Raw genomic sequence first — 23,839 nt, 5'->3', positions numbered from 1 at the left:
CGTTGCAGCCTGCTTTATCGTGCCGACGCCTTATTCGATGCCCTGATGTTCGGCGCCGTCACCGCCTCGCTGATACTGACCACATCCCGGCATCGACCCTTGCCAAATCTCCCTGCGGAAAGCACCGGCGAAGAAGCCGGTGTGCTCCAGCAGCAGGGCGCCAGCCGCGACGGCGGTGAAGGTCAGAATTGCGAAAGAAACATGAGGGCGCGTTTCCATGATCTCACGTCCCGGTCTGCGCGTTGCGATCGCGTCCACTGCCAGAAAATGTCGCCCCGAAATGCCGGGACCAAAATACGAAACGGCCAAAACCAACTGTCGACAAGATGAATACGATTCCACGCAAAGAAGAACTGTAAGTTTTTTAGACACCGCTCCCGCAAAGCGGGTATGCATTGTCCCGCCGAAGATACGTTTTTCCGTGGAGAATCATAGGCCTGATCGAAGTATTGACCCATCGGGCATTTGTCGTATGTAATCTTTGGTATATATCGCTTTAATCTTTTCCCAAGAAATTTAAGCTAACAAACAGAATATTGCCTTTGAATATATGAGGAGTTCGCCGGATGAATACGGCTGTCGCGCCCAAGGTGCCGGTTCCCGATGTTGCGGGTCAGATCACCTATGCCATGCGCTCCATGGGCGTTGCGCCGATACCGCGCAATTACGAACTCTTCTATGAGGCCTATATCGGGTCCAACCCGGCGCTCACCCGCGAACTTGCTGCGCTCGGCAGCCAGGTGACCCAGGCCGAGCTCGATGCGCTCGGTGCGCAGCATTTCACCCACAGTCCCGCCCGCATCTTCGACGACGCTCATACGCGTCTTGCTGGCGAACTCGACGGCCTGTTGCGCATCCTCAGGCAGGAGCAGAACTCGCTCGAAAGCTATACCAGGCTGCTCGGCGAGACCCACAAGCGCATCACGTCCAAGAGCAATGCCAGCGTCGAACTGATCGAAAACGCCATCGATCTCCTCAGCCAGGCGACCGGCGACACCATGGCGCATGGCGAACGCACCGTTGAGGATGTCGTCCAGCGCTCGCAGGAAATGGACCAGGTCCGCAAGGAACTCGACGAATACAAGCGCATCGCCAACACCGACTCGCTGACGCGCCTTTCCAACCGCCGCGCCTTCGACGACCGCCTCGCCGCCGTCTTCGACAATCCGGGCATGCGGCCGGTGACGGCGCTGTTGCTTTGCGACATCGACAATTTCAAGAAGATCAATGACACCTACGGCCATCCGGTCGGTGACAAGGTGCTCGCCACCGTCGCCTCCGTCATCCGCAGTAATGTCCGCCGCGACATCTTCGTCGCCCGCACCGGCGGCGAGGAATTCGCCCTCATCATCGACGGCAACACGCCCGAGGAAGTCATCGCAATCGCCGAGCGCATTCGCCGCACCCTGGAGACGACGCCCTTCAAGAATTCCCGCACGCGGGTGAATTACGGTCCGGTCACCGTCTCGATCGGCATCTGCATGGCCTCAAGCGCCGACGATGCCGGCGAACTCTACAGCAAGACCGACATCGCGCTTTACGGCGCCAAGAATGCCGGCCGCAACTGCACCATCCTCTATCAGGACGGCATGCAGAAGGATTTCACCAAGAGCTGGCTGATCTACAAGACCTGACGGGAATTCCGCACCGTGTGCACGCTGTCACCATAAGGTGACGGCGGCTTTACCACATCGTCTTCGCCGCCCGCCCCGGCCATTCCCGGTCGTAGGTTTCCTGATCGAAATCGCCGACCGCCGCCTTCAGCATCTGCCCGGGCGTCGGCAGCTTCGCCGGATCGGCGAAGTGCTCTCCATTCCAGAGCTCGGCCCGCATCACGGCGCGCGCGCATTGGAAATAGACCTCATCAATCGAAATCACCACGACGGTGCGCGGGTGTTTGCCGTCCATTTCGAAGCTCGAAAGCAGCGTCCCATCGTCGGAGACGACACCGCGGCCGTTGATGCGCATCGTCGTATTGGAGCCGGGAATCAGGAACATCAACGCCAGACGTGGATCGCGCACGATGTTGGAAAGTGAATCGACGCGGTTGTTGCCGCGCCAGTCCGGCAAATGCAGCGTCTCGTCGTCGACGACGCGCACGACGCCACCGAGATCGCCGCGCGGCGAACAGTCGAGACCCTCGGGGCCGACTGTCGCAAGCGCCGCGAAAGGTGAGATCTCGATCATCTCCCGATAAAGCGGGGTCAATTGCTTCGTCACCTTGCTGACCGAGGCCGGCGAAAGCCCGGCGCCATAGATCGTGTTGAGCTCTTCGATGCTGCTGATGATTTTCATGAGGCGTCCCGCCGCGGCTTGATATCAGGACGGACGCTACAATGCCGCGCGCCTTGCCGGAAGCTCAAAAAACGGAATGATCTCTGCATCTTTTTTGATGCTTTCGTCCGCCGCATCACCCACGTCCCGATCGCCATCGAGAAACGCCGCGATCGCCGCAAGAACCGGCGCGGCGCCGATGATGCGCCGGTGACCGAAGCCGTTCGCCCAGTAAAGCCGGACGCTCTTTCCGGCCGCGCCATAGCGCCTGGCATGGAGCGACGACACCTCCTTGTCATCCTCGGCATGGATGACGAGCACCGGCCGGCCGATCGCGCCGGCCGCCTCCCCGGCGTCGAAATCCTCCAGTCTCCGTCCGGTGACACGGTAAACCTCATTCCCCAGCGCCGCCTGCGCCGCCGGGCGAAGGTCGATCATCCCGCCGAAATCGGTAAACAACCAGCCCATTTCGCTGGGCGCGCCGATCAGCGCCAGGCGCTCGCCGGTTAGAGGCGCCACGCCAGGCAGCAAGCCTGCCGCCGACACCATCAGCGCCGCACCGCCGAAGGAATGACCGATTGCCGCATCGAAGGCGCCGAAACGCGCCTCCGCCGCCGCGATCGTCTCGACCGCCAGCCCCATATGCAGGAACCGTCCGCCCGAACGGCCGTGGCCGGGAAAATCGAGCGCCACGACCTCGGCGCCTGATGCCGCAAGCATCGAGACGAGCTCTGCCATATAGGCGGCGCTCGATCCCCAGCCATGCGTCACCAGATAGCGTTTGCGCTTGCCCCTCGCCCCGCCGTTCAGCCGATAGGCATGCGCCCCTCGCCCGCCTGCAAGCTTGAGGGTGAAGTGTTCGGCGCCGGCAAGCCTAGCCGCTCCCGCTGCATGCGCCATCTTCGCCTTGGCTCCCTTCGGGATTGGCGATGGCGTCCGGCAGAACAGCTGGAATGCCGCTCTGCCTGCCAGGTCAGCCGAAACTGCCTGAAGGGCCGAAAACGCGAGGCGGGTGACGTCAAGCGCAAAGTTTGCCATAGTGAGATTCCAAAAGACTGTTCAACACTGAACAATAAAGTACAACGATGAACAAAAATCAATCCCTTCCCTGGGATCATCCGCGTTTTCGCAGCTGGATCGCGGTGGCGCGTGCCTGTCAGCTGATGCAGCAAACGCTGTCCCGCTCGCTTGCCGATCTCGACATCAAGCCGCCGCACCTCGATATCCTGGTCAACATCTATCGTTTCGAAGGAATCTCGCAGCAGGAGCTGGCGCGCAAGCTGCTGGTCGGCCGCTCGAACATGAGCATGCTGCTGCCGCAGATGGAACACCGCCGGCTGATCGAACGACGCGGCGACGAGCGCGACAAGCGCGTGCTGCGCCTTCATTTGACGCCGGAGGGCCGGAAGCTGACTGAGGCAGCGATGGCGATCCAGACCGATCTCATCGAGCGCACGCTCTCGGAAGAGCCGATCGAGCAATGCATGGCGACCGCCACCTCGATGGAGCGTATCATCGCCATGCTGCTCAAGGAGTTGCGCGACGACGATTAGACGAATGCATGTCGCCCAAAAGTGTGCAGCGGTTTTGGGAAGACGACATGCATAAAACCAAGACCTAAAGCGCCTCGCATGAACCAAGTTCGATGCGAGCGCTTGATGATCAATGCAGCGTCGGTGCTGCCGTCGTGCCGGCCAGCGAGCGGTACTCCCAGGCAGCAACGATGATCAGCACCAGCGTCGCCAGAATGCCCAGCAAATAGACCTCGATGAAGGGGGCTGCGAAGGCAAGCAGGATCACAAGCACCAGCCCGGCCAGATGCGACAACGGCAACTGCCCGCTGGTCGCGCCCTTGAACCAGAGATTGCCGATCAGGAACAGGCCGGAGCCGCCAAGCACCGCCGCGGCGATGCCGAGATCGCCGGTCTCATGCGGATGCGAGAACATGAACTCGACGGCCACCGCATGGACGATGATGCCGGCAAGGATCGGAATATGCCCATAGGTGAAGGCCTGCCGCGCCAAGCTGCCCGGCGTCTCTTCATGTTCGATGCGGTGGGCAGCACGGCCGTGGCCGAAGCGGAAATACAGCCACCACATGGCGACCGTGCCGATGAAGGCGATGACGAAGACAATGCTGGTCAGCCCCGAAAACGGCAGCTCCGAAAAGGTGCGTCCGGAAACGAGAATCGCTTCGCCGAGGCAGATGATGACGAAGAGCGCGCAGCGCTCGGCCATATGCGCACCCGAAACGTCCCAATCCCGCGCCGTCGAGCGGCCGAGCCCCGGCACGGCAAAGCCCGCGGCCGGCCCGATATATTCGATCGTAAGCGCGATCACCCAGGCGATCAGCCGGGCCTCGTGCTCGAGCAGCCCGCCGGCGATCCAGAAGACCCCGGCAACCACCAGCCAGGTGGTGATGCGGACGAAATTCAATGTGTTGGCGCGATCGACGCGCGTCATCGCATAGGTCGTAAACAGCGAGCGCCCGACCTGCATGGCCACATAGGCGCCGGCAAACAACAGCCCCTTGTCGCCGAAGGCCTCGGGAATCGAGGCAGACAGCAGCAGACCGAGCATCATCAGCGCCACCAGCATGCCGCGCACCGGCATCTTGTCCGGATCGAGCCAGTTCGTCACCCAGGCGGTGAAGATCCACACCCACCAGACGGCGAAGGTCATCAGCGCTGCCTCGGCGGCGCCGAGCGGCGTGTAGTGGGCGGCGAGCGCATGCGAAAGCTGCGAGATCGAAAAGACGAAGACCAGGTCGAAGAACAGTTCGAGGAAGGTCACCTTGCTGCCGGCAGCACTCCCTTTGGCGCGCAGCCAGTTCTTTCCGTTCGTCTTCGCCATATGGCCCCCCGATGGCTGGAATTATGCGTGGATTGAGAGTGATAACGGCGCCCCTCAGCGCGGCTTTTCGGCCGTGTCGCGGTTCATGCCCTTTTCCTTCAGCTCGTCCTCGTAGGCCGAAAACAGCTCAGCGCCCCGTTCGCCGAGTTCGCGCAGATAGGTCCAGGTGTAGATGCCGGTATCGTGCATGTCGTCGAAGCCGATGCGGACTGCGTAATTGCCGGTCGGCATCATCGAGATGATCGCGACATTGCGTTTGCCTGATACCGTCACCTTCTGCCCCGGCCCGTGGCCCTGAACCTCGGCCGAGGGCGACAGCACGCGCAGGAGCTCGGCCGACAGGTCGAAACTCTGACCGTCGTTGAAGGTCACCACCAGCCGCTGCCGGTCTTTCGAGACGCGGAGTTCCGTTGGCCAGATATCGCTCATCATTTTGTCCTCTTCTCATGCGAGGAGTAGGCGCTGATCTTTTTCAGCGCAAGCTGAAATTGGCATGCGCACGCGACCTGTTTCCCTTGACGCGACAATAGCATATGCCCACATTGACTGGAGTACGGAGATACAGGTGAACACTAGAGTTGGAACGATAGGCAATGCATCGCCGCTGGTGGCAGGTGCGCACCCTATGATCGACCCCTTCGGGCGGGCGGTCACCTATCTCCGCGTCTCCGTCACCGACCGCTGCGATTTCCGCTGCACCTATTGCATGGCTGAGAATATGACCTTCCTGCCGAAGAAGGATCTCCTGACGCTGGAAGAGCTCGACCGGCTCTGTTCCGCCTTCATCGCCAAGGGTGTCAGCAAGATCAGGCTGACCGGCGGCGAGCCCCTGGTGCGCAAGAACATCATGTATCTGGTGCGCCAGCTCGGCCAGAAGATCGGTTCCGGCCTCGACGAGTTGACGCTGACGACCAACGGCTCGCAGCTTTCCCGCCACGCCGAGGAGCTTTATGATTGCGGCGTGCGCCGCATCAACGTCTCGCTCGATACGCTCGATCCCGACAAGTTCCGCAAGATCACCCGCTGGGGCGATTTCGCCAAAGTCATGGAAGGCATCGACGCAGCTCAAAAGGCAGGGCTGAAGATCAAACTCAACGCCGTGGCGCTGAAGGATTTCAACGATGCCGAGATGCCGGAGCTTCTGCGCTTCGCCCATGGCCGCGGCATGGATTTGACCGTCATCGAAACCATGCCGATGGGCGAGATCGAGGAAGACCGCACCGACCAGTACCTGCCGCTCTCGAAACTGCGCGCCGATCTCGAGGAGCAGTTCACCCTTGCCGACATCGACTACCAGACCGGCGGCCCGGCGCGTTATGTCCGGGTCGAAGAAACCGGCGGCCGCCTCGGCTTCATCACACCGATGACCCATAATTTCTGCGAGAGCTGCAACCGTGTGCGCCTCACCTGCACCGGTACGCTCTATATGTGCCTCGGCCAGAACGACGCCGCCGATCTGCGCGCAGCCCTGCGCGCCACCGAAGGCGACGCCCTCCTCCACGCCGCCATCGACGAGGCCATCACCCGCAAACCCAAAGGCCACGACTTCATCATCGACCGCACGCATAACCGCCCGGCCGTGGCCCGGCATATGAGTGTCACCGGTGGGTGAAAAATAGGGGTAGTACGCACCCCACCCGCCCGCATTCCTGTGCTCGTCACAGGAATCCAGTACGCCCAAGTCCCTGGGCGCGGAAAACGCACTTGCTGTAGGGAGTCATTCACGGCGCCGACGCGCTGTGGCTGGATTCCTGTGACGAGCACAGGAATGAGGGAGGAAGGGTTGATATCCGGGCACCGTCTGGCCCGCACCAAAGGTATGATCATGCTGGTCGCCATCCACGACCTCGACCAGGCGCTGCGCTTCTCTCCGCCCTGTCAGTCGATCAATCGCTGCGCGGTAAACTTGTCCGTAACAAGCATGTCGATGACGCCTACGCGGAGCGCACCGGCGATAGCGTCCGTCTTTTTGGTCCCGCCGGCAAGTGCAATGACCCGGTCCACCCGTTCGAGATCCTCAAGTGGAAGCCCTATGACCCGATCATCAAGGGGTGTCTTGACCGGCTTGCCGTTTCTATCGAAGAAGCGAAGCGAGATGTCGCCGACGGCTCCCGCTTCCGCGAGATCGGACAGTTCGCGAGACGAAAAGATGTTGCCGGACCGTGCGAGAAGTTCGGAAGGTTCGACTGCCCCGATTCCGACGATCGCAAGCGTTATGCTGCCGAACAGATCCATCGTCTCGCGGACGAACGGGTCGGCCTGCATAAGAAGCTTTGCCTCTCTGGACGTCGTAACGCCCTGCACAGGGAGCAGTTTCGGTTCGGCGCCAGTCAGCCGCGCAAGCCGCGTGGTAAGCTGCGTCGCATGCGTCTGCACTGAAGGATCGCCCATGCCTCCAAGGGTCTGGACGACGTACTTCGCCTGAGCGCTCTTCAGGGGATGAATGTTCTCGACCATCTTGGAGATGGTCTGGCTCCAACTCGAAACGCCGATGATCTCCCCTGGCGCAAGCGTCACCTCCAGGAGATGAGCCGCTGCCTCTCCGATACGGGCCATGATGGCTCCGTCCCGATCTTCCGTGCACTCGACGACGATCGCCTCCGGCAAATCATATTTCTCGCGAAGAGCGCCCTCGAGCTCACTGTAGGTGCCAGCGGGGGGTGTCACGCTGGTTCGCACAATATCTTCAGCCTCGGCGCGCTTGAGCATGCGCGACACCGTCGCCTGCGACAGGCGAAGGTGCTGTGCGATCTCCGCCTGTCGCCGTCCCTCCAAGTGGTACATCTGGGCGACCCTTGAGATGAGGCGGAGTTCGTTGAGGCGAGTCATCGCTAATCCTGGAGTGAATTTTTATTCATCATTAGCCGTTGTAATGCGTGACGTCGAGCGGGCAAGTGCATCATTCCAGCTATCCAGAAGCACCGCTCGATCCACGGGTTCCGGGTCAATGATCTGTGAGCTGCGGGGCAGCTCTGCGATAACAGGGAGATCTCTCCACAAGCCAAGTGAGAGACCCGCAAGATATGCAGCTCCCAAAGCCGACGCCTCGGGTGCTTCGCATTGGATCACGGGATGTTCGATGAGGTTCGAGACACACTGCATTAGGAATCGGTTCTGGCTCGGTCCGCCATCGACATAGAGGGCCCCGAGCTCGCCGCCGCTTTGCGCTCGCATGGCTGCGATCACGTCGTGCACCTGGAAGGCGATCGAATCGGTTACCGACCGCGCCATTTGCGCACGTGTCGTATTGAAATTGATCTGGGAGAACAGGGCACGGGCGTCGGAGTTCCAATAGGGCGCGCCCAATCCCACGAATGCTGGCACGAAGCCCGGTCCGCCCGGTTCGGCGCTTGCCGCAAGTTCGACAAGGGCCGCCACGTCCGAAAGGCCGAGAATGCCTGCCATCCAGGGGAGACTGGCAGCGCAAACGAGAATATTGCCTTCGAAAGCGAACGTCGGCTTTCCCTTGATACGCCATGCCACGGTCGTTGTGACGCCGTTGCGTGGGGGAATAAATCGCGCAAGCGTCGTCATCACCGAAGAGCCGGTTCCAAAGGTTACCTTGCCATCACCCGGCTTGAATGCGCCATGACCGAACAGCGCAGCATGGCTGTCTCCGATCGCGGCCATTATGGGCGTTCCATCCGGCACGCCTGGCAATCCTTGCGTCCTGCCGAATTCGGCGGAACTGTCGAGCACCTCGGGCAGGAGTGCGATATCGACGCCGAAAATCTCGCCCAGTTCCTCGCTCCATCTCTGCTCCTGGAGATCGAACAACTGACTCCTGGCGGCATTGGAAGCATCGCAGACATGCCGGCGACCACCCGTCAGGCAGTGGACGAGCCAACTGTCGATCGTTCCCAGCCGCACCGATCGCCCGGCCGGCATACGGTCGAGCAGCCATCGGAATTTCGAACCCGGGAACATCGGATCCAGTGGCAGGCCTGTGAGCGCCTGCACGCGATCAAGGTGGCCTTCGGCAATGAGACGTTCGCAATCCTGTGCCGTTCGACGGCACTGCCAGCTCACCACCGGTCCAAGTGGTTCGCCCGTTTCGGCGTCCCAGGCCGTGACCGACTCGCGCTGATTGGAAATCGCCACGGCCTCGATAACCACGTCGGGAGCGGCCTTCAGGCAGGCGTCGATCGCCTCGCAGACGGATGCGTAGAGCCGGCGTGGGTCTTGTTCGACCCAGCCCGGCTTCGGATAGGCGATGCCGACTGGAGCCGAACCTCTGCCGACAATTTCTCCCTTTTCGGAAACGACAACTGCCTTCGAATTGGTGGTGCCCTGGTCGATTGCCAGAATTGCCCGCATTCTATCCTCCTCGGATCAGACGGCAGCCGGGACGACAAATAAGCGTCCCGGCCGATCACGTGATCCCAGTTACTTGCGCCTGATCAGCGACTGCGCGGCGTCGGCGATCGCGGACGGCGCCATCCCGAATTCGTCGAGCAGAAACTCCGCCGAACCGGTTGGAGCGTAGACGCCGGGAACGCCGAGACGTTTCATCGGAACCGGAGCATTGTCGACCACCACTTCGGCTACCGCGGACCCGAGACCGCCAAAAATCGAATGCTCTTCGGCTGTGACGATCGCTCCGGTTTCCTTCGCCGCAGCGATGATGGCGTCCTCGTCGATCGGACGAACCGTTGCAAGGTTGAGCACCCTGGCGTTGATGCCGCGTTCTGCGAGGATCTCGGCAGCCTTCAGAATTCGATGAGTCAAAGTACCGTTTGCGATAAGGGTGACGTCAGAACCCTGGCGAAGGAGGTTTGCCTTGCCAAGTTCGAACTTGTGACCCTCCGGGAGCAGATCCGGCACACCGACGCGAGACAGGCGCAGGAAACAGGGGCCGTTGTAGGCCGCGGCCCACTCCACCGCAGCAGCTGTTTCGATGCGGTCACAAGGCGCAATGACCGGAAGATTAGGCAAAACCCGCGTCCAGGCGAAATCTTCGATCGAGTGATGGGTCGGGCCGAGTTCGCCATACGCCATTCCAGAGGAAATGCCGACCAGTTTGACGTTGGCGTTCGAATACGAAATATCGGCCTTGATTTGCTCCAGCGACCGTCCCGTTAGAAATGGAGCGGCGGCGCAGACGAACGGAAGGCGTCCGCCGTTGGCGAGGCCTGCTCCAACTCCGACCATGTTCTGCTCGGCGATACCGACATTGACGAGGCGCTCCCCAAACTTCGCCTTGAAGCCGCCGAGCTTGGAGGAACCGACGGAGTCGTTGCAGACGGCGACGATCGTTTCGTTTTCGGCTGCCAGCCGCTCAAGCGTAGAGGCGAATGCGTCGCGGCAATCGTAGAGCTTGGGTGCGTGTATTGGCGCGTTCATTACAATGCCTCCGACAATTCTGCCAATGCGATTTCGTATTGTTCCTTGTTCGGCACCTTGTGGTGCCAGTCGACCCGGTCCTGCATGAACGAGATTCCATGCCCCTTGTTGGTATGGGCCACGATGCAATGCGGTCTCGATCCCCGGTGTTCGAGGGCCGAAACGACTTCGCTCATATTGTTGCCGTCGATCTCGGTGACCTCCCAATCGAAAGCTTCAAGCTTCGGACGAAGCGGCGCGAGATCGTTGGTTTCAGCTAGGGCTGCGCCCTGCTGGAACCTGTTGTGGTCGATGACCAGCGTCAAGTTATCGAGCTTGAACTGCGCGGCCGCCATGATCGCTTCCCAGTTGGAGCCCTCCTGCATCTCACCGTCGCCGGTGACGACGTAGGTGTGATATTTCGCGCCCGAGAGCTTGGCAGCTTTCGCCATTCCTATTGCGACAGGAAGACCGTGGCCGAGCGGCCCGGTATTCGTTTCGACGCCAGGAACCTTGTTGCAATTTGGATGTCCGTTCAGCCTCGAATGCGGCTGCAGAAAGGTGGATATCTCGTCCTCCGGAATGAAGCCGCGTTTTGCGAGCGTCACATACAGAGCGCATGCAGTATGCCCCTTCGAAAGAACGAACCTGTCGCGGTCGGGGTGCTTCGGCTGATCGGGCCAAACATTCAGCACACGAAAATAGAGGGCTGTCAAAATGTCGATGACCGACATTTCCCCGCCAATATGGCCGGCGCCCGCTTCAAAGACCGCCTGGAGATCGCGCAATCGAATCTCGCGAGCGACCCGCTCGAGTTCTATCGTATTCATGGATTCCTCATGTGCATAAATATTCATTTATCAATATTCTTGCACAAGAAGCCGATTAGTCAAGCCCTTTAAGCGGCACACCGGCCGCACGAAGTCCATAAACCCTGTTGACAGCAGGAAAGCAACTTGTTAATGAATTTTCCAGCATGCGTGAATATTTATTCTTGAAATGAACTAGCTGGTAGCCTAGGCATAGGGAGGAACAATGGTGGCGCTCGATATCAATGAAAACGGGCTTTCGTCCGGCGCCTGGTTGAGCAAGCTCAAGGGAGCCACCGGGCCGCTCGTGGGGCTGCTGGCGCTTTGCATCTTTCTGAGCTTCAGCACCGACACGTTTCTTTCGGTTCGGAATGGCCTCAACATCCTCGATCAGATCACTGTTCTCGGCATCATGGCCGTCGGAATGACATTCGTCATTCTGATCGGCGGCATCGACCTCTCCGTCGGCTCGGCACTCGCTCTGGCGATGATGGTCATGGGCTGGACCGCGAATGTCGCCGGCCTGCCGCTGCCGGTCGGGATCGTTTTTGCTCTGATCGCTTCGGGAATTTCGGGGCTGATCGTCGGACTTCTGGTGACGCAGTTCAGGGTTCCGGCGTTTATTGCCACTCTTGCGATGATGTCGGCGGCTCGCGGCGTCGCAAATATGATCACGGACGGCCAGCAGATCGTAGGCTTCCCCGACTGGTTCATGATGCTGGCGATAGATCGCCATTTCGGCGTGTTGACAGCCACTGTGTTTCTCATGCTTGCGGTTGTTCTTGCGGCCTGGCTTTTCCTGCACTTCCGGTCCGAAGGCCGCATGCTCTACGCGGTGGGAGGAAATCCGGAAGTCGCTCGGCTGGCGGGCATCAACGTCCCGCTCGTGACGATTGGCGTCTACGTCGTAAGTTCAGTCCTTGCGGGGCTCGCAGGCATCGTACTTGCGGCCAGGCTGGATTCCGTCCAGCCGTCCAGCGGTCTGGGCTATGAGTTGGACACCATCGCTGCGGTCGTCATCGGCGGGACCTCGCTCTCGGGCGGCGCGGGCGGTATCGGGGGAACGCTTATCGGTGTTCTGATCATCGGCGTCCTTCGCAACGGGCTCAATCTTCTCAACGTCTCGCCGTTCCTGCAGCAGGTGATCATCGGCATCGTCATCGTGCTCGCGGTTGGCGCGGAGACCATTCGTCGGCGTCGCGCCTGACGAGCGGGGTCCGCCGCGTCGGCGGCCTGGAATTCCGTCCCAAGAGTTTGGGGCGGATCAATACCCCGAGGGGGAGGACATACCCGAGGGTTCCATCAAACAACGGAGGAAATACAATGAAAATTGCGCGCACCATGCTCGCGTCTGCTGCACTGCTCGGCCTCACGCTCGGCCCCGTACACGCGGCGGAACTGAAGAAGCTCGGCCTGGCCGTTGCCAACCTTCAGGCAAACTTCTTCAACCAGATCAAGCAATCGGTCGAAGCCGAAGCCAAGAAGCGCGGCATCGAAGTCATCACCGTCGACGCAAAGGGCGACGGGCCGACGCAGGTCAATCAGATCCAGGATCTCCTGACCCAGAAAATCGACGCGCTGATCTACATTCCGGCAGGTGCGGCCGCTGCGACCGTTCCGGTCAAACTCGCGAAAAGCGCTGGCATTCCGGTCGTGAACGTTGACCGCAACGCCGAGGGAGCACCCGGCGACACCTTCCTTGCAACGGATTCCGTCGCGTCTGCCAAGGCGGTCTGCGACTACATCCTGAAGGAAGCCGGCGGCAAGGGCAAGATGGTCATCATCCACGGCCAGAAGGGCACGACGCCGGAAGTCGATCGTTCGAAGGGCTGCGCTGAATCTCTCAAGGCATACCCCGATGTCAAGGTTGTCGCCGAGCAGTTCTCGAACATCTGGAGCCAGGACGAAGGCTTCCAGATCATGCAGAACATGCTGCAGGCCAATCCGGACGTTTCGATCGTGTTCGCCCAGGCCGACGGTCTCGCCCTTGGCGCCGCGCAGGCGATCAAGGTCGCCAATCCGTCCCAGAAGATCGTGGTTGGCGGCTTCGATGGCGACACCGCAGCTCTCGAAGCCCTCAGCAAGGGCGTCTTCAACGTCACTGCGACCCAGCAGACGCAGAAGATGGGCCGCGATGCGGTTGAAAACGCCGCCAAGCTTGTCGCCGGAGAAAAGGTGCCGCCGGTCCAGCTCCTGGATGCCACGCTGACGACCAAGGAAAACGTCGCCGGCTTCATTGCCAACCATCCGTAATGAAGTCGAGGTCTTGAGGAGGTGTGCCATGACTGATCCAGTTCTTTCCCTGAGGGGCATATCCAAGTGGTATGGGCCACTGCAGGTTCTGAAGAATGTCAGTTTGGACGTCTATCCCGGTGAAGTGGTTGCACTTCTCGGTGAAAACGGAGCGGGCAAGTCGACACTATCCGGCATCATCGCCGGGTCCCGCACACCGTCCGAAGGATCAATGACATGGCTGGGGCAGCCTTATGCCCCAGCCTCCCCGAGGGAAGCGATCGACAAGGGCGTTGTCCTGATCCATCAGGAGCTGCAGCTGCTGCCGCAGCTGTCGATCGCGGAAAACGTCTTCATCGGACGCTGGCCGATGAAGAACGGCGTCGTCGACCGCGGCCAAATGGTTCGCCGCGCCCAGGAGCAGCTCGCTCGCCTGAACCTTCACATACCCGCAACGCGGAAGGTCGCCGGCCTTTCCACTGCAAATCAACAACTCATCGAAATCGCCAAGGCCTTGGCTCTCAATGCAAAGCTCCTGATCCTGGACGAACCGACCGCGGCCCTTGGTGGCGCGGAGACGGAGGCTCTCTTCGAACAGGTTAGAAAGCTTCGGTCAGAGGGCGTCGGCATTGTCTACATTTCCCACCGCATGGAAGAGATCAAAAAAATAACAGACCGGATCGTCGTCCTTCGCGATGGCGAGCGAGTGCAGGAATTCTCCGATAGCGCGACCCCGGTGCGAACGATTGTCGAGAGCATGGTCGGACGCCCGCTTGACCGCTTGTTCCCTACCCTGCCGGTTCCGACAGACCGTCCGGTACTCCAGGTGTCCGGGCTGAGCTCGCCTGATAATTCGTTCCGTGACGTTACCTTCGAAGTGCGGGCCGGGGAAATTCTCGGGATCGCCGGATTGGTCGGCGCCGGCCGCACGGAACTTGTCCGCGCCATTTCGGGCGCGGACCCAATCAGTGCGGGTTCGATCAAGCTGGAAGGCGAAGAACTCAGGCTGCGCGATCCGGCGGACGCGATCGCCAAGGGCATCGTGATGGTCCCGGAAGACCGCAAGGAGCAAGGTCTCGTTATCGGGCACCGGATCAGCGAGAACATTATCTACGCCAATCTCGACAAGCTGGGCGGGCGTTGGATTACGCCGCACGTCAAGCGCTCGTTTGCGGAGAAGGCAGTCACCAAGTTCGGCGTAAAAGGCCGTGCTGAGCAATATGCCTCGGACCTGTCCGGCGGCAACCAGCAGAAGGTCGTCATCGCGAAATGGCTGATGCGCGATCCGAAGGTCGTCGTACTCGACGAACCGACGAGAGGCATCGACGTCGGCGCCCGAGCGGGCATCTACGACATCATCGTCAATCTTGCCAAACGGGGCGTGGCGGTCATCGTCGTAAGCTCGGACCTCGAGGAGGTTCTCGGAGTGTCCAATCGCATTCTCGTGCTTGCCCAAGGCAAACAGGCAGGCATTCTCAATCGTGACGAGGCGAATGACGTTTCGGTCATGGAGCTAGCCACCATCTAAAGCAATTCCAGCAAAAGTGTGCAGCGGTTTTGCGTCAGGAATTGCGTGAAAACAAAACAGACAGAGAAAGGAAGAGCGGTGTCCGACATCACTCTGAACGCCCCGAAGCTTTTCGATCTCAGCGGCCAGGTTGCCATCGTTACCGGAGCCGGGAGCGGCATTGGGCAGCGCATTGCCATCGGCCTTGCGCAATGCGGCGCCGACGTGGCGCTGCTCGACCGTCGAACCGACGACGGACTGGCCAGGACGGCCGAATATATTCGCGCCGCCGGCCGCCGTTCGATCCAGATCGCGGCTGACGTCACGAGCAAATCGTCCCTTGGAGAGGCAGTCGCACATACCGAAGCAGATCTCGGCGCATTGACGCTTGCAGTCAACGCTGCGGGCATTGCTAACGCCAACGCGGCGGAAGAGATGGAGGAGGACCAGTATCAGACGTTGATGGATATCAACCTGAAAGGCGTATTCCTTTCCTGCCAGGCCGAGGCCCGCGCCATGCTGAAGAATGGACGCGGCTCCATCGTCAACATCGCTTCCATGTCCGGTGTGATCGTAAACCGGGGGCTGAGCCAAGCGCATTATAACGCCTCCAAGGCGGGCGTGATACATCTGTCGAAGTCTCTGGCGATGGAATGGGTCGACCGCGGCATTCGCGTCAACACCATCTCCCCCGGATACACGGCAACGCCCATGAATACCCGTCCCGAGATGGTTCATCAGACCAAGCTCTTTGAAGAGCAGACGCCGATGCAGCGTATGGCCACGGTCGACGAGATGGTAGGTCCGGCGGTGTTCCTGCTGTCGAATGCAGCCAGCTACGTGACCGGCGTCGATCTTCTCGTCGACGGCGGTTTCTGCTGCTGGTGATGCGATGAGAAGCGCAATGCCGCCGCTGGAAAATGAACGGTCTCGCTTCCTCCCTGGCTGAGATCGAGGCGCTGAAGGGACCAACGGGCATGACGGCGTGCAATATTGTCGTCTGCCCGCCCTTCACGCCGATCGAACGGGCAGTCGCGCCCAGATTTGCTGTTTATGTCAGGATACCGGGAAGGAAAGAGCATGAAACGCTTTGAGCAAAAGACTGTCGTCATTACCGGGGGTAGCCGCGGCATCGGAGCGGCGATCGCCAGGCGGTTTGCGAAAGAAGGCGCCAACCTCGTCATCTCCGCAAACGAAGATTCGGTGCATGCGGTCGCCGAGCAGATCATAGCCGAAGGCGGCAAGGCGATCTCTTTCGTGGGCGATGTCACGGACAAGGCGAGCGTGAAGGCTCTCTATGACGCTGCCGAACACGCCTTCGATACGGTCGACATTTCAATTCAAAATGCCGGCGTCATCACCATTGCCCGCGTCGAGGATCTGACCGAAAACGAGTGGGACAAGGTGATGGCGGTCAACACCAAGGGCGTCTTCCTCTGCGCCCAGGAGGCGATATCAAGAATGCGCAAGCACAAGCGCGGCGGCCGCATCATCAACACCGCCTCCGGCCAGGCCCGCGACGGCTTCATCTATACCCCGCATTATGCAGCCTCGAAAATGGGCGTCGTCGGCATCACCCAGAGCCTGGCCAAGGAAGTCGCGACCGAGAAGATCACCGTCAACGCCTTCTGCCCCGGCATCATCGAAACCGATATGTGGGCCTATAACGACCAGGCCTGGGGTAAGCTGCTCGGCAACTACGCCCCCGGCGAGCTGATGAAGGAATGGGTCGAGGGCATCCCGATGAAGCGGGCCGGCTCCGGAGAAGACGTCGCCGGCCTGGTCACCTTCCTCGCCAGCGACGACGCCGCCTACATCACCGGCCAGACGATCAATGTCGACGGTGGTTTGATCATGTCCTGAGCCCTCTCGGAGGCGACGGTGCCATGGCGGCCAGCCCCGTCCTTCGAGGGCGGGTGGCTCGACCTCATACACTGCCGATCCCCGCCCCTCGCCCCACCTATGTTCGGCTGATCGACACCCCGCCATCCGCTAGCATCGCCGTGCCGGTCACGAAGCTCGACATGTCGGAGGCGAGGAACAGCGCGGCTTTGGCGATCTCTTCGGGCTGCGCCATGCGTTTCAGCGCATGCAGCCCCTCCACGAAGGCGAGCACCTCGGGTGTCGCGTCCGGTGCGTTGGTGATGCTGGCGGGTGTGTCGGTGCCGCCGGGCAGCAGGGCGTTGACGCGGATCTTCTGCCTGCCGAGTTCGGCGGCGAGCACCTGCACGAAGCCGATCAGTCCCGCCTTGCTCGCCGCATAAGCGGCCATGCCGGGCATGCCGACGGTGTGGCCGACGAAAGTCGAGGTGAAGATCAGCGATCCGCCGCTTTTTCCCATCGCCGCCGACTGGTGCTTGGCGCCGAGGAAAGCTGCCGTCAGATTGGTCTCGATCGTCTCGCGCCAGCCCTCCAGCGATAGCCCGGCGACCGGTCCCATCTCGCCGAGGATGCCGGCATTGTTGAAGGCGATGTCGAGCCGGCCGAAACGCGAGACTACCGTCTCGACGAGCCGTGCCTGCAGCGCCTCGTCCCTGACATCGCCCGATATGGCGACCGCCTGTCCGCCCTTCGCCTCGATTTCGGTGATGACGGCATCAAGCGCGTCCTGTCGGCGGCCGGTGACCACGAGCTTGGCGCCTTCCCGCGCAAAGAGTTTCGCCGCCGCGCGGCCGATGCCGGAGCTTGCGCCGGTGATGATGGCGATCTTGTCGTTGAGAAGTGTCATATCGGTTTCTCCTGGATTGTTGCGATAACCGAGATGCTCAAACATCAGGCGATACAGCCACCCGTTTCCCGCGCAGGAAGAGAAAAACGCCGATGAGGCGAACCGGCAGGCGCGATGGCATTCCCCATCGACGCCTTGATTGCGGCGTCGGAAATATCGGAATTCAACTTAAAAAACGGGGATTTGCCGGGACTTCCGCCCACACGCCTGCGTTGACATCAGCGCCATTGTGCACCGCATCATCGATTTATGCCTGGTGTGACATTCATCCGATTCCCTTGATGCATCTTCGCGACTAAAAGGGGCGCACAGGTAACGGGAATCTCTTCATGCCGCGGTCACGCAATACTGAGGGCGCCATCTATATGACCATGGCGATGGCCGGCTTTTCTGCAAGCGACGCTCTGTCCAAATCGGTGATCGCCTATATGAACGCCGGCGAGATCATGTTTCTGCGCGGCCTCTTCACCAGCCTGCTCGTCTATCTGATTGCCTGGAAAATGGGCGCGCTGCGCTCCTGGCGCATCATGCTGCAGCCGATGATCATCTTCAGGATCATCTGCGAGACGCTCTCCGCCGTGACCTATATCACGGCGCTCGGCATGATGCCGATCGCCAATGCCTCGGCGATCCTGCAGTCGCTGCCTTTGGTCGTCACCTTCGGTGCGGCGCTCTTCTTCGGCGAGCCGGTCGGCTGGCGGCGCTGGTCGGCGATCCTCGTCGGCCTCATTGGCGTGATGATCATCATCCGTCCCGGCCCCGATGGATTCACCCCCGCCGCCGTCCTCTGCGTCGCTGCGGTGCTGACGACGGTCGGCCGCGATCTCGCCACCCGGAGCATCAGCCCGGAAATTCCCTCGCTGATGATAACCGTCATCACCGCCATGTCTGCCTCCTTCTTCGGCGCGCTGCTGATCCCGGTGCTCGGCGGCTGGCAACCGGTCAGCGCCACCGCGCTCGGGCATCTGGCGCTCGCCTCGGTGCTGGTGCTCGTCGGCTACCAGTCGGTCATCCTTGCCATGCGCACCGGCGAAATCTCCTTCGTGGCGCCGTTCCGCTATACCAGCCTGATCTTCTCCTCCCTGCTCGGCATCTTCTTCTTCGCCGAAGTGCCTGATAGCTGGACGCTTATCGGCGCTGCGATCGTCATCGCCTCCGGCCTCTATACGTTCTATCGTGAGGCCAAGCGCCGCGTATCGCCGATCGCGCAGGAATCCGCCCCGCGCGCGCCAGTCTGAGACAAATGATGGCTGAGACAAATGATGGCTGAGGAAGGATGATGGCTGAATTCTCGCTGGACAGATCCGACATAGCGGGCGTCGTGCTGGCCGGCGGCCGCTCGCAGCGCATGGGCCGCGACAAGGCGGGCGTGATGCTCGGGACCGAGAGCCTGCTCCGCCATGCGCTGACCCGCCTCTCGCAACAGACCTTGCTCGTTGCCGTCAACGCCGATGCCGCCGCCGAGGATGTGCCCGTCGTTTCCGACCGCTTTCCCGGCAAGGCCGGGCCGATGGCCGGCATCCATGCGGCCATGGTCTATGCCGCCGGCCTTCCCTCGATCAGCCATGTCGTCACCGTCTCGGTAGATTGCCCGTTCTTCCCGGCCGATCTCGTCGCCCGGCTGGCCGCAGCGATCGAACGCCCGTCGCAGATCGCCATTGCCGCCTCCGAGGGCCGCAGCCATCCCGTCTTCGGCCTCTGGCCGGTGACGCTGGCCGCTGATCTCGAAGCCTGGATCGCCACCGACGAGAAGCGCCGCGTGCGCGACTTCCTGTTGCGGCATGACGTTACGGAAGTGGCGTTCCCGCTGCATCCGACCCGCGCCAGCCTGCTCGATCCCTTCTTCAACATCAATACGCCTGACGATCTCGTCGAGGCGGAACGCTGGCTGGAGGCCCTTCACGCATGACCGCACCGAAAATCTTCGGCATCGCCGGCTGGAAGAATTCAGGCAAGACGGGGCTCGCGGTCCGGCTGGTGACGGAGTTCACCCGCCGCGGCTACAGGATCTCGACGATCAAGCACGCCCATCACGATTTCGACATCGACAAGGTCGGAGCCGACAGTTATCGCCATCGCCAGGCCGGCGCCCATGAAGTCACCATCGTCTCCGGCACCCGCTACGCCATCATGCACGAACTGCGCGGCGCCCCCGAACCCGAGTTCGAGGAAATCCTCGCCCGCCTCGCACCCTGCGATCTCGTGCTGATCGAAGGCTACAAGCGCGAGCCGATCCCGAAGATCGAGGCCCGCCGCCTGGAGGCCGCCAATCGCGAACCGCTGGCGCCGAGCGATCCCCATATCTGCGCCATCGCCGCCGATCACGCCGTCACGGATGCGACCCTGCCGGTCTTCGATCTAGACGACACAGGCGCCATCGCCGATTTCATCGCTGACATCGTCGGCCTTGGACAGGCGAGGCTCTAAGCCAGCTGCGTCACTGCCGGATCTGAGCGTCGCAGCCGTTTCGCCTGCCATCGCCTTGGCGATTTCCTTGGCAAGTTGAGCCTGATTGTAGGGCTTTCCCAATCTCGGAAGATCGATATCGGTGCCGGCGGGAAGATCGGCGTAACCTGTCGCCAGGACGATCGGCACCGCCGGATGAATGTCCCGCGCGGCCTGAGCGAGCTGTGCGCCGGTCATACCAGGCATCGAATAGTCGGTGATGATCAAGTCGAAATGCTGACCGCTCCTGATCAACTCCAGCGCCTGCAAGCCTGAATTTGCTTCGATGACCTCATGGCCGAGATCTTCAAGCATGTCGACCGAACTCATCGCAATCAAGGCATCGTCATCGACCAGAAGGATCTTCAGTCTGGATGCGGCTTGCGCGACGGGCAGCTCCGCCTCGGCCGGCCGCTCTGGGCGTCGTTCGGTGGCCGGGAGCCACAATTCGGCTGTTGTCCCCGCCCCAAGCTCGCTTGTCAGAAGAAGTGCGCCGTTGAGTTGGACCGCAAGCCCGTGGATCATCGACAAGCCGAGACCCGTGCCCTTTCCGATCTCCTTGGTCGAGAAAAACGGATCGACCGCCTTCTTCAGCGTCTCCGCGTCCATGCCGGTGCCGCTGTCGGCCACCGCCAACACCAGATAGGTCCCCTCGCCGAGATCGCCGTTATTGCCGCCAACCTGTTCCTGGCGCAGCGAAATAGACAGCGTCCCCCCATCCGGCATCGCATCACGGGCGTTGACCGCAAGGTTGAGCAGCGCCAATTCGAGCTGGTTCGCATCGACCAGCGCCGGCGGCAGGGTCGTCGGCAGCATGGTTTCGATGCTGATCGAGGATCCGACCGAGCGCCGCAACAGGTCGTTCATGCCGGAGACCAGCTCGGTCAGATCGACGGGCTTGACCTGCAGATCCTGCTGCCTGGCAAAAGCCAGCAGCCGCTGCGTCAGCGCCGCCCCGCGCCGCGCACCCTGAAGCGCCCCGTCGATCAGACGCGTCGCTTTGGCATCTCCGGCCACGTGCTTGCCGAGCAGCTCCAGATTTCCGAGAACGACCATCAGCAGGTTGTTGAAGTCGTGGGCGACGCCGCCGGTCAGCTGACCGATCGCTTCCATCTTCTGCGATTGGCGAAGCTGCTCCTCGGCTCTTTCACGCTGGGCGACTTCCTCGAGCAGGGTCTGGTGGGCGGCGTTGACCTCCCTGGTCCGTTCCCTCACGCGCTCCTCGAGGTTTTCATTGAGCCGTCGCAGATTTTCCTCGATGGTCTTGCGGGCGGTGGTATCGGAGCAGACCCCGACAAGCTTTCTGGCGGAACCATATCTGTCGGTGTAGAGCTGCGCATGGACCTCGGTCCAATGCAGTGATCCATCCGGCCAGATCGTTCTGTGCTCGATCGAATAGTCAAGCCCGGTATCGATCGTCCGGCGCAGGCGTGCCAGCACAATGTCCCGGTCGTCGGGGTGGATGCTCGCAATCAGATCGTCACGCGTAACCTCATCATCCGGCGCTCGACCGAAGACCGCTTTGCAGGTCGCCGAGGCGAACAAGGCCATCGAGGACAGCTCCAGCTCCCAGGCCCCGAGACGACCGGCGGCGAGCGCCGTCTGCAACCGTCGTTCTCCTTCGCTGAGAGCCTCGAGCCGGGCGCGCGCTTCATATTGGCGCAGGCGCCCCTTCAAAGCGGTCCGGGCAACGCTGATGAAGGAGGTCGCATGGAACGGCCTTTCCAGGAAGGTGACATTGCCCAGAACCTCGGAAAGCCTGGCAGCGGCCGGATTTCGTTCAGGCCCGCCGCCACGTATGGTGAGCACGATGAACGGCAGGTCTGACCAGCTCGGCTGGGCCGAGACCCAGGCGGCGATCGGCTTGAGATCGCTCGAGCGAACGGCCTCTTCCGTCAGCACACCAAGCGCGATGTCATCGCTGAGCGATGACGCGAACATAGACAGGTCGGCGGCGGCAATCGATGTCAATCCGGCCTCATCGACCAACGATCTCGCCACCCAGGCATCGCGACCGGCGGGGGCGTAGATCAATGCTTTCGGTTTGCTGGAATTAGGAATTGCCGCTATCCCCGCCATTGGTCGACAGGAGCGGCGCCAAGGGCGCGATAAATTCGGGAACGCCGCGAAGCACGCCCTGGAACCCGATGAGAGGATCGCCGAATCTCAAGCCGGAAGCGTCGATGCGGTACTCGCGGATGGTATCCTCGTGAAAGCCGGTCCTCTTCTTGATCACGGAGACTGCCCGACGCACCTTACCCGCAGCCTCGAAATAGCGCAGCAGAATGACGGTATCGGCGAGATAGGTGACGTCGACGGGAGCCTTCATGTCGCCAACCAGCCCGTGCTGCGCAACGGTCAGGAAGGTATTGGCGCCTTGCCTGTTCAGATACTGCAGCAGCTCATGCATATGAAGGATCAGGGAATTCTCATCCGGCATCGAAGCCTGATAACCGTTGATACTGTCGATGATGACAGTTTTCGCATCCGACTTGTCGACGCACTTGCGCACGCGATCAGCAAATTCGCCCGGCGACAGTTCGGCGGCATCGAGCTGTTCGATGTGGATAAGACCCGCATCCCTCATGGCTTCGAGATCCATTCCGAGCGCTTTCAGCCGCGTGAAGAGCAGGCCTAGCTCTTCGTCGAAAATGAAGGCCGCCACTTTCTCGCCGCGCGCCACCGCCGCCATCAGGAATTGAAACGAGAAGGTGCTCTTGCCTGTGCCGGCAGGACCGAGGATCAGGGTACTGGAACCCCGCTCGAGGCCGCCGCCGAGAAGAAGATCCAGCTCCGCAATATCACAGGAAATCTGATCGCGGACATAGCTCGACCTGTGTTCGGCAGCGACGAGACGCGGGAACACGATCACGCCACCGGTCTGGATGATGAAATCATGATAGCCGCCGCGGAAGGCCTGCCCGCGGTATTTCATGACCCTCAGACGTCGGCGTTCGGAGCCGTAGTTCGGTGCCAGTTCCTCAAGATGGATGACACCGTGCACGACGCTGTGCACCGTCTTGTCGAGCACGTCGGACGTCAGATCGTCGAGCAGAAGGACTGTCGCCCCCTGTCGGGCAAAATAGTGTTTGAGCGCGAGGATCTGCCGGCGGTAGCGCAGCGAGCTTTGCGCGAGCAGCCTTATCTCCGACAGGCTGTCGAGAACCACGCGACGTGGCTTGATCCTCTCGAAAGCGGCAAAGATTTCCTTTGTCGTCTCTCCAAGTTCTAGGTCCGATGAATAAAGCAGGCTCTGCTGCTGGTCAGCATCCAACAGGCTTTCCGGAGGAACGACCTCGAAGACCTCGATATTGCCGTCGATCACCATGCCATGCGATGCGGCGCCGGCCCGGAGTTCGCTCTCGGTTTCTGAAAGGGTGATGTAGAGCCCCTGCTCGCCGAGCCGCGCACCTTCGATCAGAAACTGCAGCGCGATGGTCGTTTTGCCCGCTCCTGGATTTCCCTCCAGGAGAAACACGTGGCCCGTGGAAAGGCCTCCCGCCAGAACTGTGTCCAAACCGGACACACCGGTCCGGGCTTTCGTGGCAGGTGCCGCAGTATTCATTCACTGTTTCCTTCAATATCAAGTGTGAATTAGTGGCGAGTGATGGAATGTCAAATCGCTGCAGGCATGACTTCGCTTCCGGCAAGAGCCGATCGATTGAACGT

Annotated in this window: 22 protein-coding genes and 1 pseudogene; 11 read left to right on the top strand and 12 right to left on the bottom strand. The window is 61.1% G+C overall.

Annotated elements, in window-relative coordinates; genetic code table 11:
* Nucleotides 1–14: 14 nt before the first annotated feature.
* Nucleotides 15–219: pseudogene (locus tag FHT69_RS34635) on the bottom strand (hypothetical protein).
* A 347-nt stretch (nt 220–566) separates the two neighbouring features.
* On the opposite strand from FHT69_RS34635, the gene FHT69_RS05800 reads away from it, so the two are divergent.
* A complete protein-coding gene (locus tag FHT69_RS05800; protein WP_063475007.1) occupies nt 567–1,634 on the top strand; it encodes a GGDEF domain-containing protein in 1,068 nt (355 codons plus the stop codon).
* Nucleotides 1,635–1,683: 49 nt separating this feature from the next.
* Here FHT69_RS05800 and FHT69_RS05795 read toward each other — a convergent pair whose 3' ends face one another.
* Entirely contained in the window at nt 1,684–2,295 is a 612-nt protein-coding gene (locus FHT69_RS05795; protein ID WP_097594337.1) for a pyridoxamine 5'-phosphate oxidase family protein, read from the bottom strand.
* A gap of 36 nt (nt 2,296–2,331) precedes the next feature.
* The gene (locus tag FHT69_RS05790; protein ID WP_097630983.1) at nt 2,332–3,312 is read right to left on the bottom strand and encodes an alpha/beta hydrolase; all 981 of its coding nucleotides are present in this window, start codon (nt 3,310–3,312) and stop codon (nt 2,332–2,334) included.
* A 47-nt stretch (nt 3,313–3,359) separates the two neighbouring features.
* On the opposite strand from FHT69_RS05790, the gene FHT69_RS05785 reads away from it, so the two are divergent.
* On the top strand, nt 3,360–3,827 hold the full coding sequence (locus FHT69_RS05785; protein WP_028759204.1) for a MarR family winged helix-turn-helix transcriptional regulator: 468 nt from the start codon (nt 3,360–3,362) through the stop codon (nt 3,825–3,827).
* A 109-nt stretch (nt 3,828–3,936) separates the two neighbouring features.
* On the opposite strand, the gene FHT69_RS05780 is transcribed toward FHT69_RS05785, so the two are convergent.
* The gene (locus FHT69_RS05780; RefSeq protein ID WP_097630984.1) at nt 3,937–5,127 is read right to left on the bottom strand and encodes a low temperature requirement protein A; all 1,191 of its coding nucleotides are present in this window, start codon (nt 5,125–5,127) and stop codon (nt 3,937–3,939) included.
* A 54-nt stretch (nt 5,128–5,181) separates the two neighbouring features.
* Nucleotides 5,182–5,556 (bottom strand): gamma-butyrobetaine hydroxylase-like domain-containing protein, encoded by a 375-nt coding sequence (locus FHT69_RS05775; RefSeq protein WP_047611612.1) that lies wholly within the window; start codon nt 5,554–5,556, stop codon nt 5,182–5,184.
* Nucleotides 5,557–5,692: 136 nt separating this feature from the next.
* On the opposite strand from FHT69_RS05775, the gene moaA reads away from it, so the two are divergent.
* Nucleotides 5,693–6,739 (top strand): GTP 3',8-cyclase MoaA, encoded by a 1,047-nt coding sequence (gene moaA / locus FHT69_RS05770; protein WP_047610111.1) that lies wholly within the window; start codon nt 5,693–5,695, stop codon nt 6,737–6,739.
* A gap of 266 nt (nt 6,740–7,005) precedes the next feature.
* Here moaA and FHT69_RS05765 read toward each other — a convergent pair whose 3' ends face one another.
* The 4 genes from FHT69_RS05765 to FHT69_RS05750 all read right to left on the bottom strand — a co-directional run bounded on the left by FHT69_RS05765 (nt 7,006) and on the right by FHT69_RS05750 (nt 11,279).
* Nucleotides 7,006–7,956, bottom strand: a complete 951-nt coding sequence (locus tag FHT69_RS05765; RefSeq protein WP_047610113.1) for a sugar-binding transcriptional regulator — start codon at nt 7,954–7,956, stop codon at nt 7,006–7,008.
* Nucleotides 7,957–7,977: 21 nt separating this feature from the next.
* Entirely contained in the window at nt 7,978–9,444 is a 1,467-nt protein-coding gene (locus tag FHT69_RS05760) for an FGGY family carbohydrate kinase (protein WP_097630986.1), read from the bottom strand.
* Between the two features lie 69 nt (nt 9,445–9,513).
* Complete coding sequence (locus tag FHT69_RS05755) at nt 9,514–10,470, bottom strand: transketolase family protein (protein WP_047610117.1); 957 nt, start codon at nt 10,468–10,470, stop codon at nt 9,514–9,516.
* Nucleotides 10,470–11,279 carry a transketolase gene (locus FHT69_RS05750; protein ID WP_047611614.1) on the bottom strand — a complete coding sequence of 270 codons (810 nt, stop codon included), beginning with the start codon at nt 11,277–11,279 and terminating at the stop codon, nt 10,470–10,472. The genes FHT69_RS05755 and FHT69_RS05750 overlap by 1 nt, the downstream gene beginning before the upstream one ends.
* Nucleotides 11,280–11,484: 205 nt before the next feature.
* Between FHT69_RS05750 and FHT69_RS05745 the strand changes: the two genes are divergently transcribed.
* From FHT69_RS05745 to FHT69_RS05725, 5 genes are all read left to right on the top strand, one after another.
* Nucleotides 11,485–12,465 carry an ABC transporter permease gene (locus tag FHT69_RS05745; protein ID WP_047610119.1) on the top strand — a complete coding sequence of 327 codons (981 nt, stop codon included), beginning with the start codon at nt 11,485–11,487 and terminating at the stop codon, nt 12,463–12,465.
* 116 nt (nt 12,466–12,581) lie between these two features.
* Nucleotides 12,582–13,511: a sugar ABC transporter substrate-binding protein gene (locus FHT69_RS05740; protein ID WP_003579719.1), complete on the top strand. Its 930-nt coding sequence runs from the start codon at nt 12,582–12,584 to the stop codon at nt 13,509–13,511.
* 28 nt (nt 13,512–13,539) lie between these two features.
* Nucleotides 13,540–15,018 carry a sugar ABC transporter ATP-binding protein gene (locus FHT69_RS05735; RefSeq protein WP_183905079.1) on the top strand — a complete coding sequence of 493 codons (1,479 nt, stop codon included), beginning with the start codon at nt 13,540–13,542 and terminating at the stop codon, nt 15,016–15,018.
* A gap of 78 nt (nt 15,019–15,096) precedes the next feature.
* A complete protein-coding gene (locus FHT69_RS05730; protein ID WP_183905078.1) occupies nt 15,097–15,885 on the top strand; it encodes an SDR family oxidoreductase in 789 nt (262 codons plus the stop codon).
* Between the two features lie 192 nt (nt 15,886–16,077).
* Nucleotides 16,078–16,860: an SDR family NAD(P)-dependent oxidoreductase gene (locus tag FHT69_RS05725; RefSeq protein ID WP_183905077.1), complete on the top strand. Its 783-nt coding sequence runs from the start codon at nt 16,078–16,080 to the stop codon at nt 16,858–16,860.
* Between the two features lie 97 nt (nt 16,861–16,957).
* On the opposite strand, the gene FHT69_RS05720 is transcribed toward FHT69_RS05725, so the two are convergent.
* Nucleotides 16,958–17,725, bottom strand: a complete 768-nt coding sequence (locus tag FHT69_RS05720; protein WP_183905076.1) for an SDR family oxidoreductase — start codon at nt 17,723–17,725, stop codon at nt 16,958–16,960.
* Between the two features lie 329 nt (nt 17,726–18,054).
* Here FHT69_RS05720 and FHT69_RS05715 point away from each other — a divergent pair, with 329 nt between their 5' ends.
* Genes FHT69_RS05715 through mobB form a run of 3 tightly spaced genes read left to right on the top strand, consistent with a single transcriptional unit; the run spans nt 18,055 to nt 20,152 of the window.
* Nucleotides 18,055–18,963, top strand: a complete 909-nt coding sequence (locus tag FHT69_RS05715; RefSeq protein ID WP_183905075.1) for a DMT family transporter — start codon at nt 18,055–18,057, stop codon at nt 18,961–18,963.
* A gap of 41 nt (nt 18,964–19,004) precedes the next feature.
* Complete coding sequence (gene mobA, locus FHT69_RS05710; protein WP_097594426.1) at nt 19,005–19,634, top strand: molybdenum cofactor guanylyltransferase MobA; 630 nt, start codon at nt 19,005–19,007, stop codon at nt 19,632–19,634.
* Nucleotides 19,631–20,152: a molybdopterin-guanine dinucleotide biosynthesis protein B gene (mobB, locus tag FHT69_RS05705; RefSeq protein ID WP_097594325.1), complete on the top strand. Its 522-nt coding sequence runs from the start codon at nt 19,631–19,633 to the stop codon at nt 20,150–20,152. Before mobA ends, mobB begins: the two co-directional genes overlap by 4 nt.
* On the opposite strand, the gene FHT69_RS05700 is transcribed toward mobB, so the two are convergent.
* Together FHT69_RS05700 and FHT69_RS05695 are read right to left on the bottom strand one after the other, a co-directional pair.
* Complete coding sequence (locus FHT69_RS05700) at nt 20,084–22,249, bottom strand: hybrid sensor histidine kinase/response regulator (RefSeq protein WP_183905074.1); 2,166 nt, start codon at nt 22,247–22,249, stop codon at nt 20,084–20,086. The two genes, mobB and FHT69_RS05700, sit on opposite strands and share 69 nt — an antisense overlap.
* Nucleotides 22,224–23,735: an ATPase domain-containing protein gene (locus FHT69_RS05695; protein WP_047610133.1), complete on the bottom strand. Its 1,512-nt coding sequence runs from the start codon at nt 23,733–23,735 to the stop codon at nt 22,224–22,226. Before FHT69_RS05695 ends, FHT69_RS05700 begins: the two co-directional genes overlap by 26 nt.
* Between the last annotated feature and the right edge of the window lie 104 nt (nt 23,736–23,839).

The organism is Rhizobium sp. BK008 (assembly GCF_014197345.1).
GTDB classification, from domain to species: Bacteria; Pseudomonadota; Alphaproteobacteria; order Rhizobiales; family Rhizobiaceae; genus Rhizobium; species Rhizobium anhuiense.
Note: the sequence above shows the minus strand (reverse complement) of the source record. Positions and strands in the feature narration are given on the sequence as shown.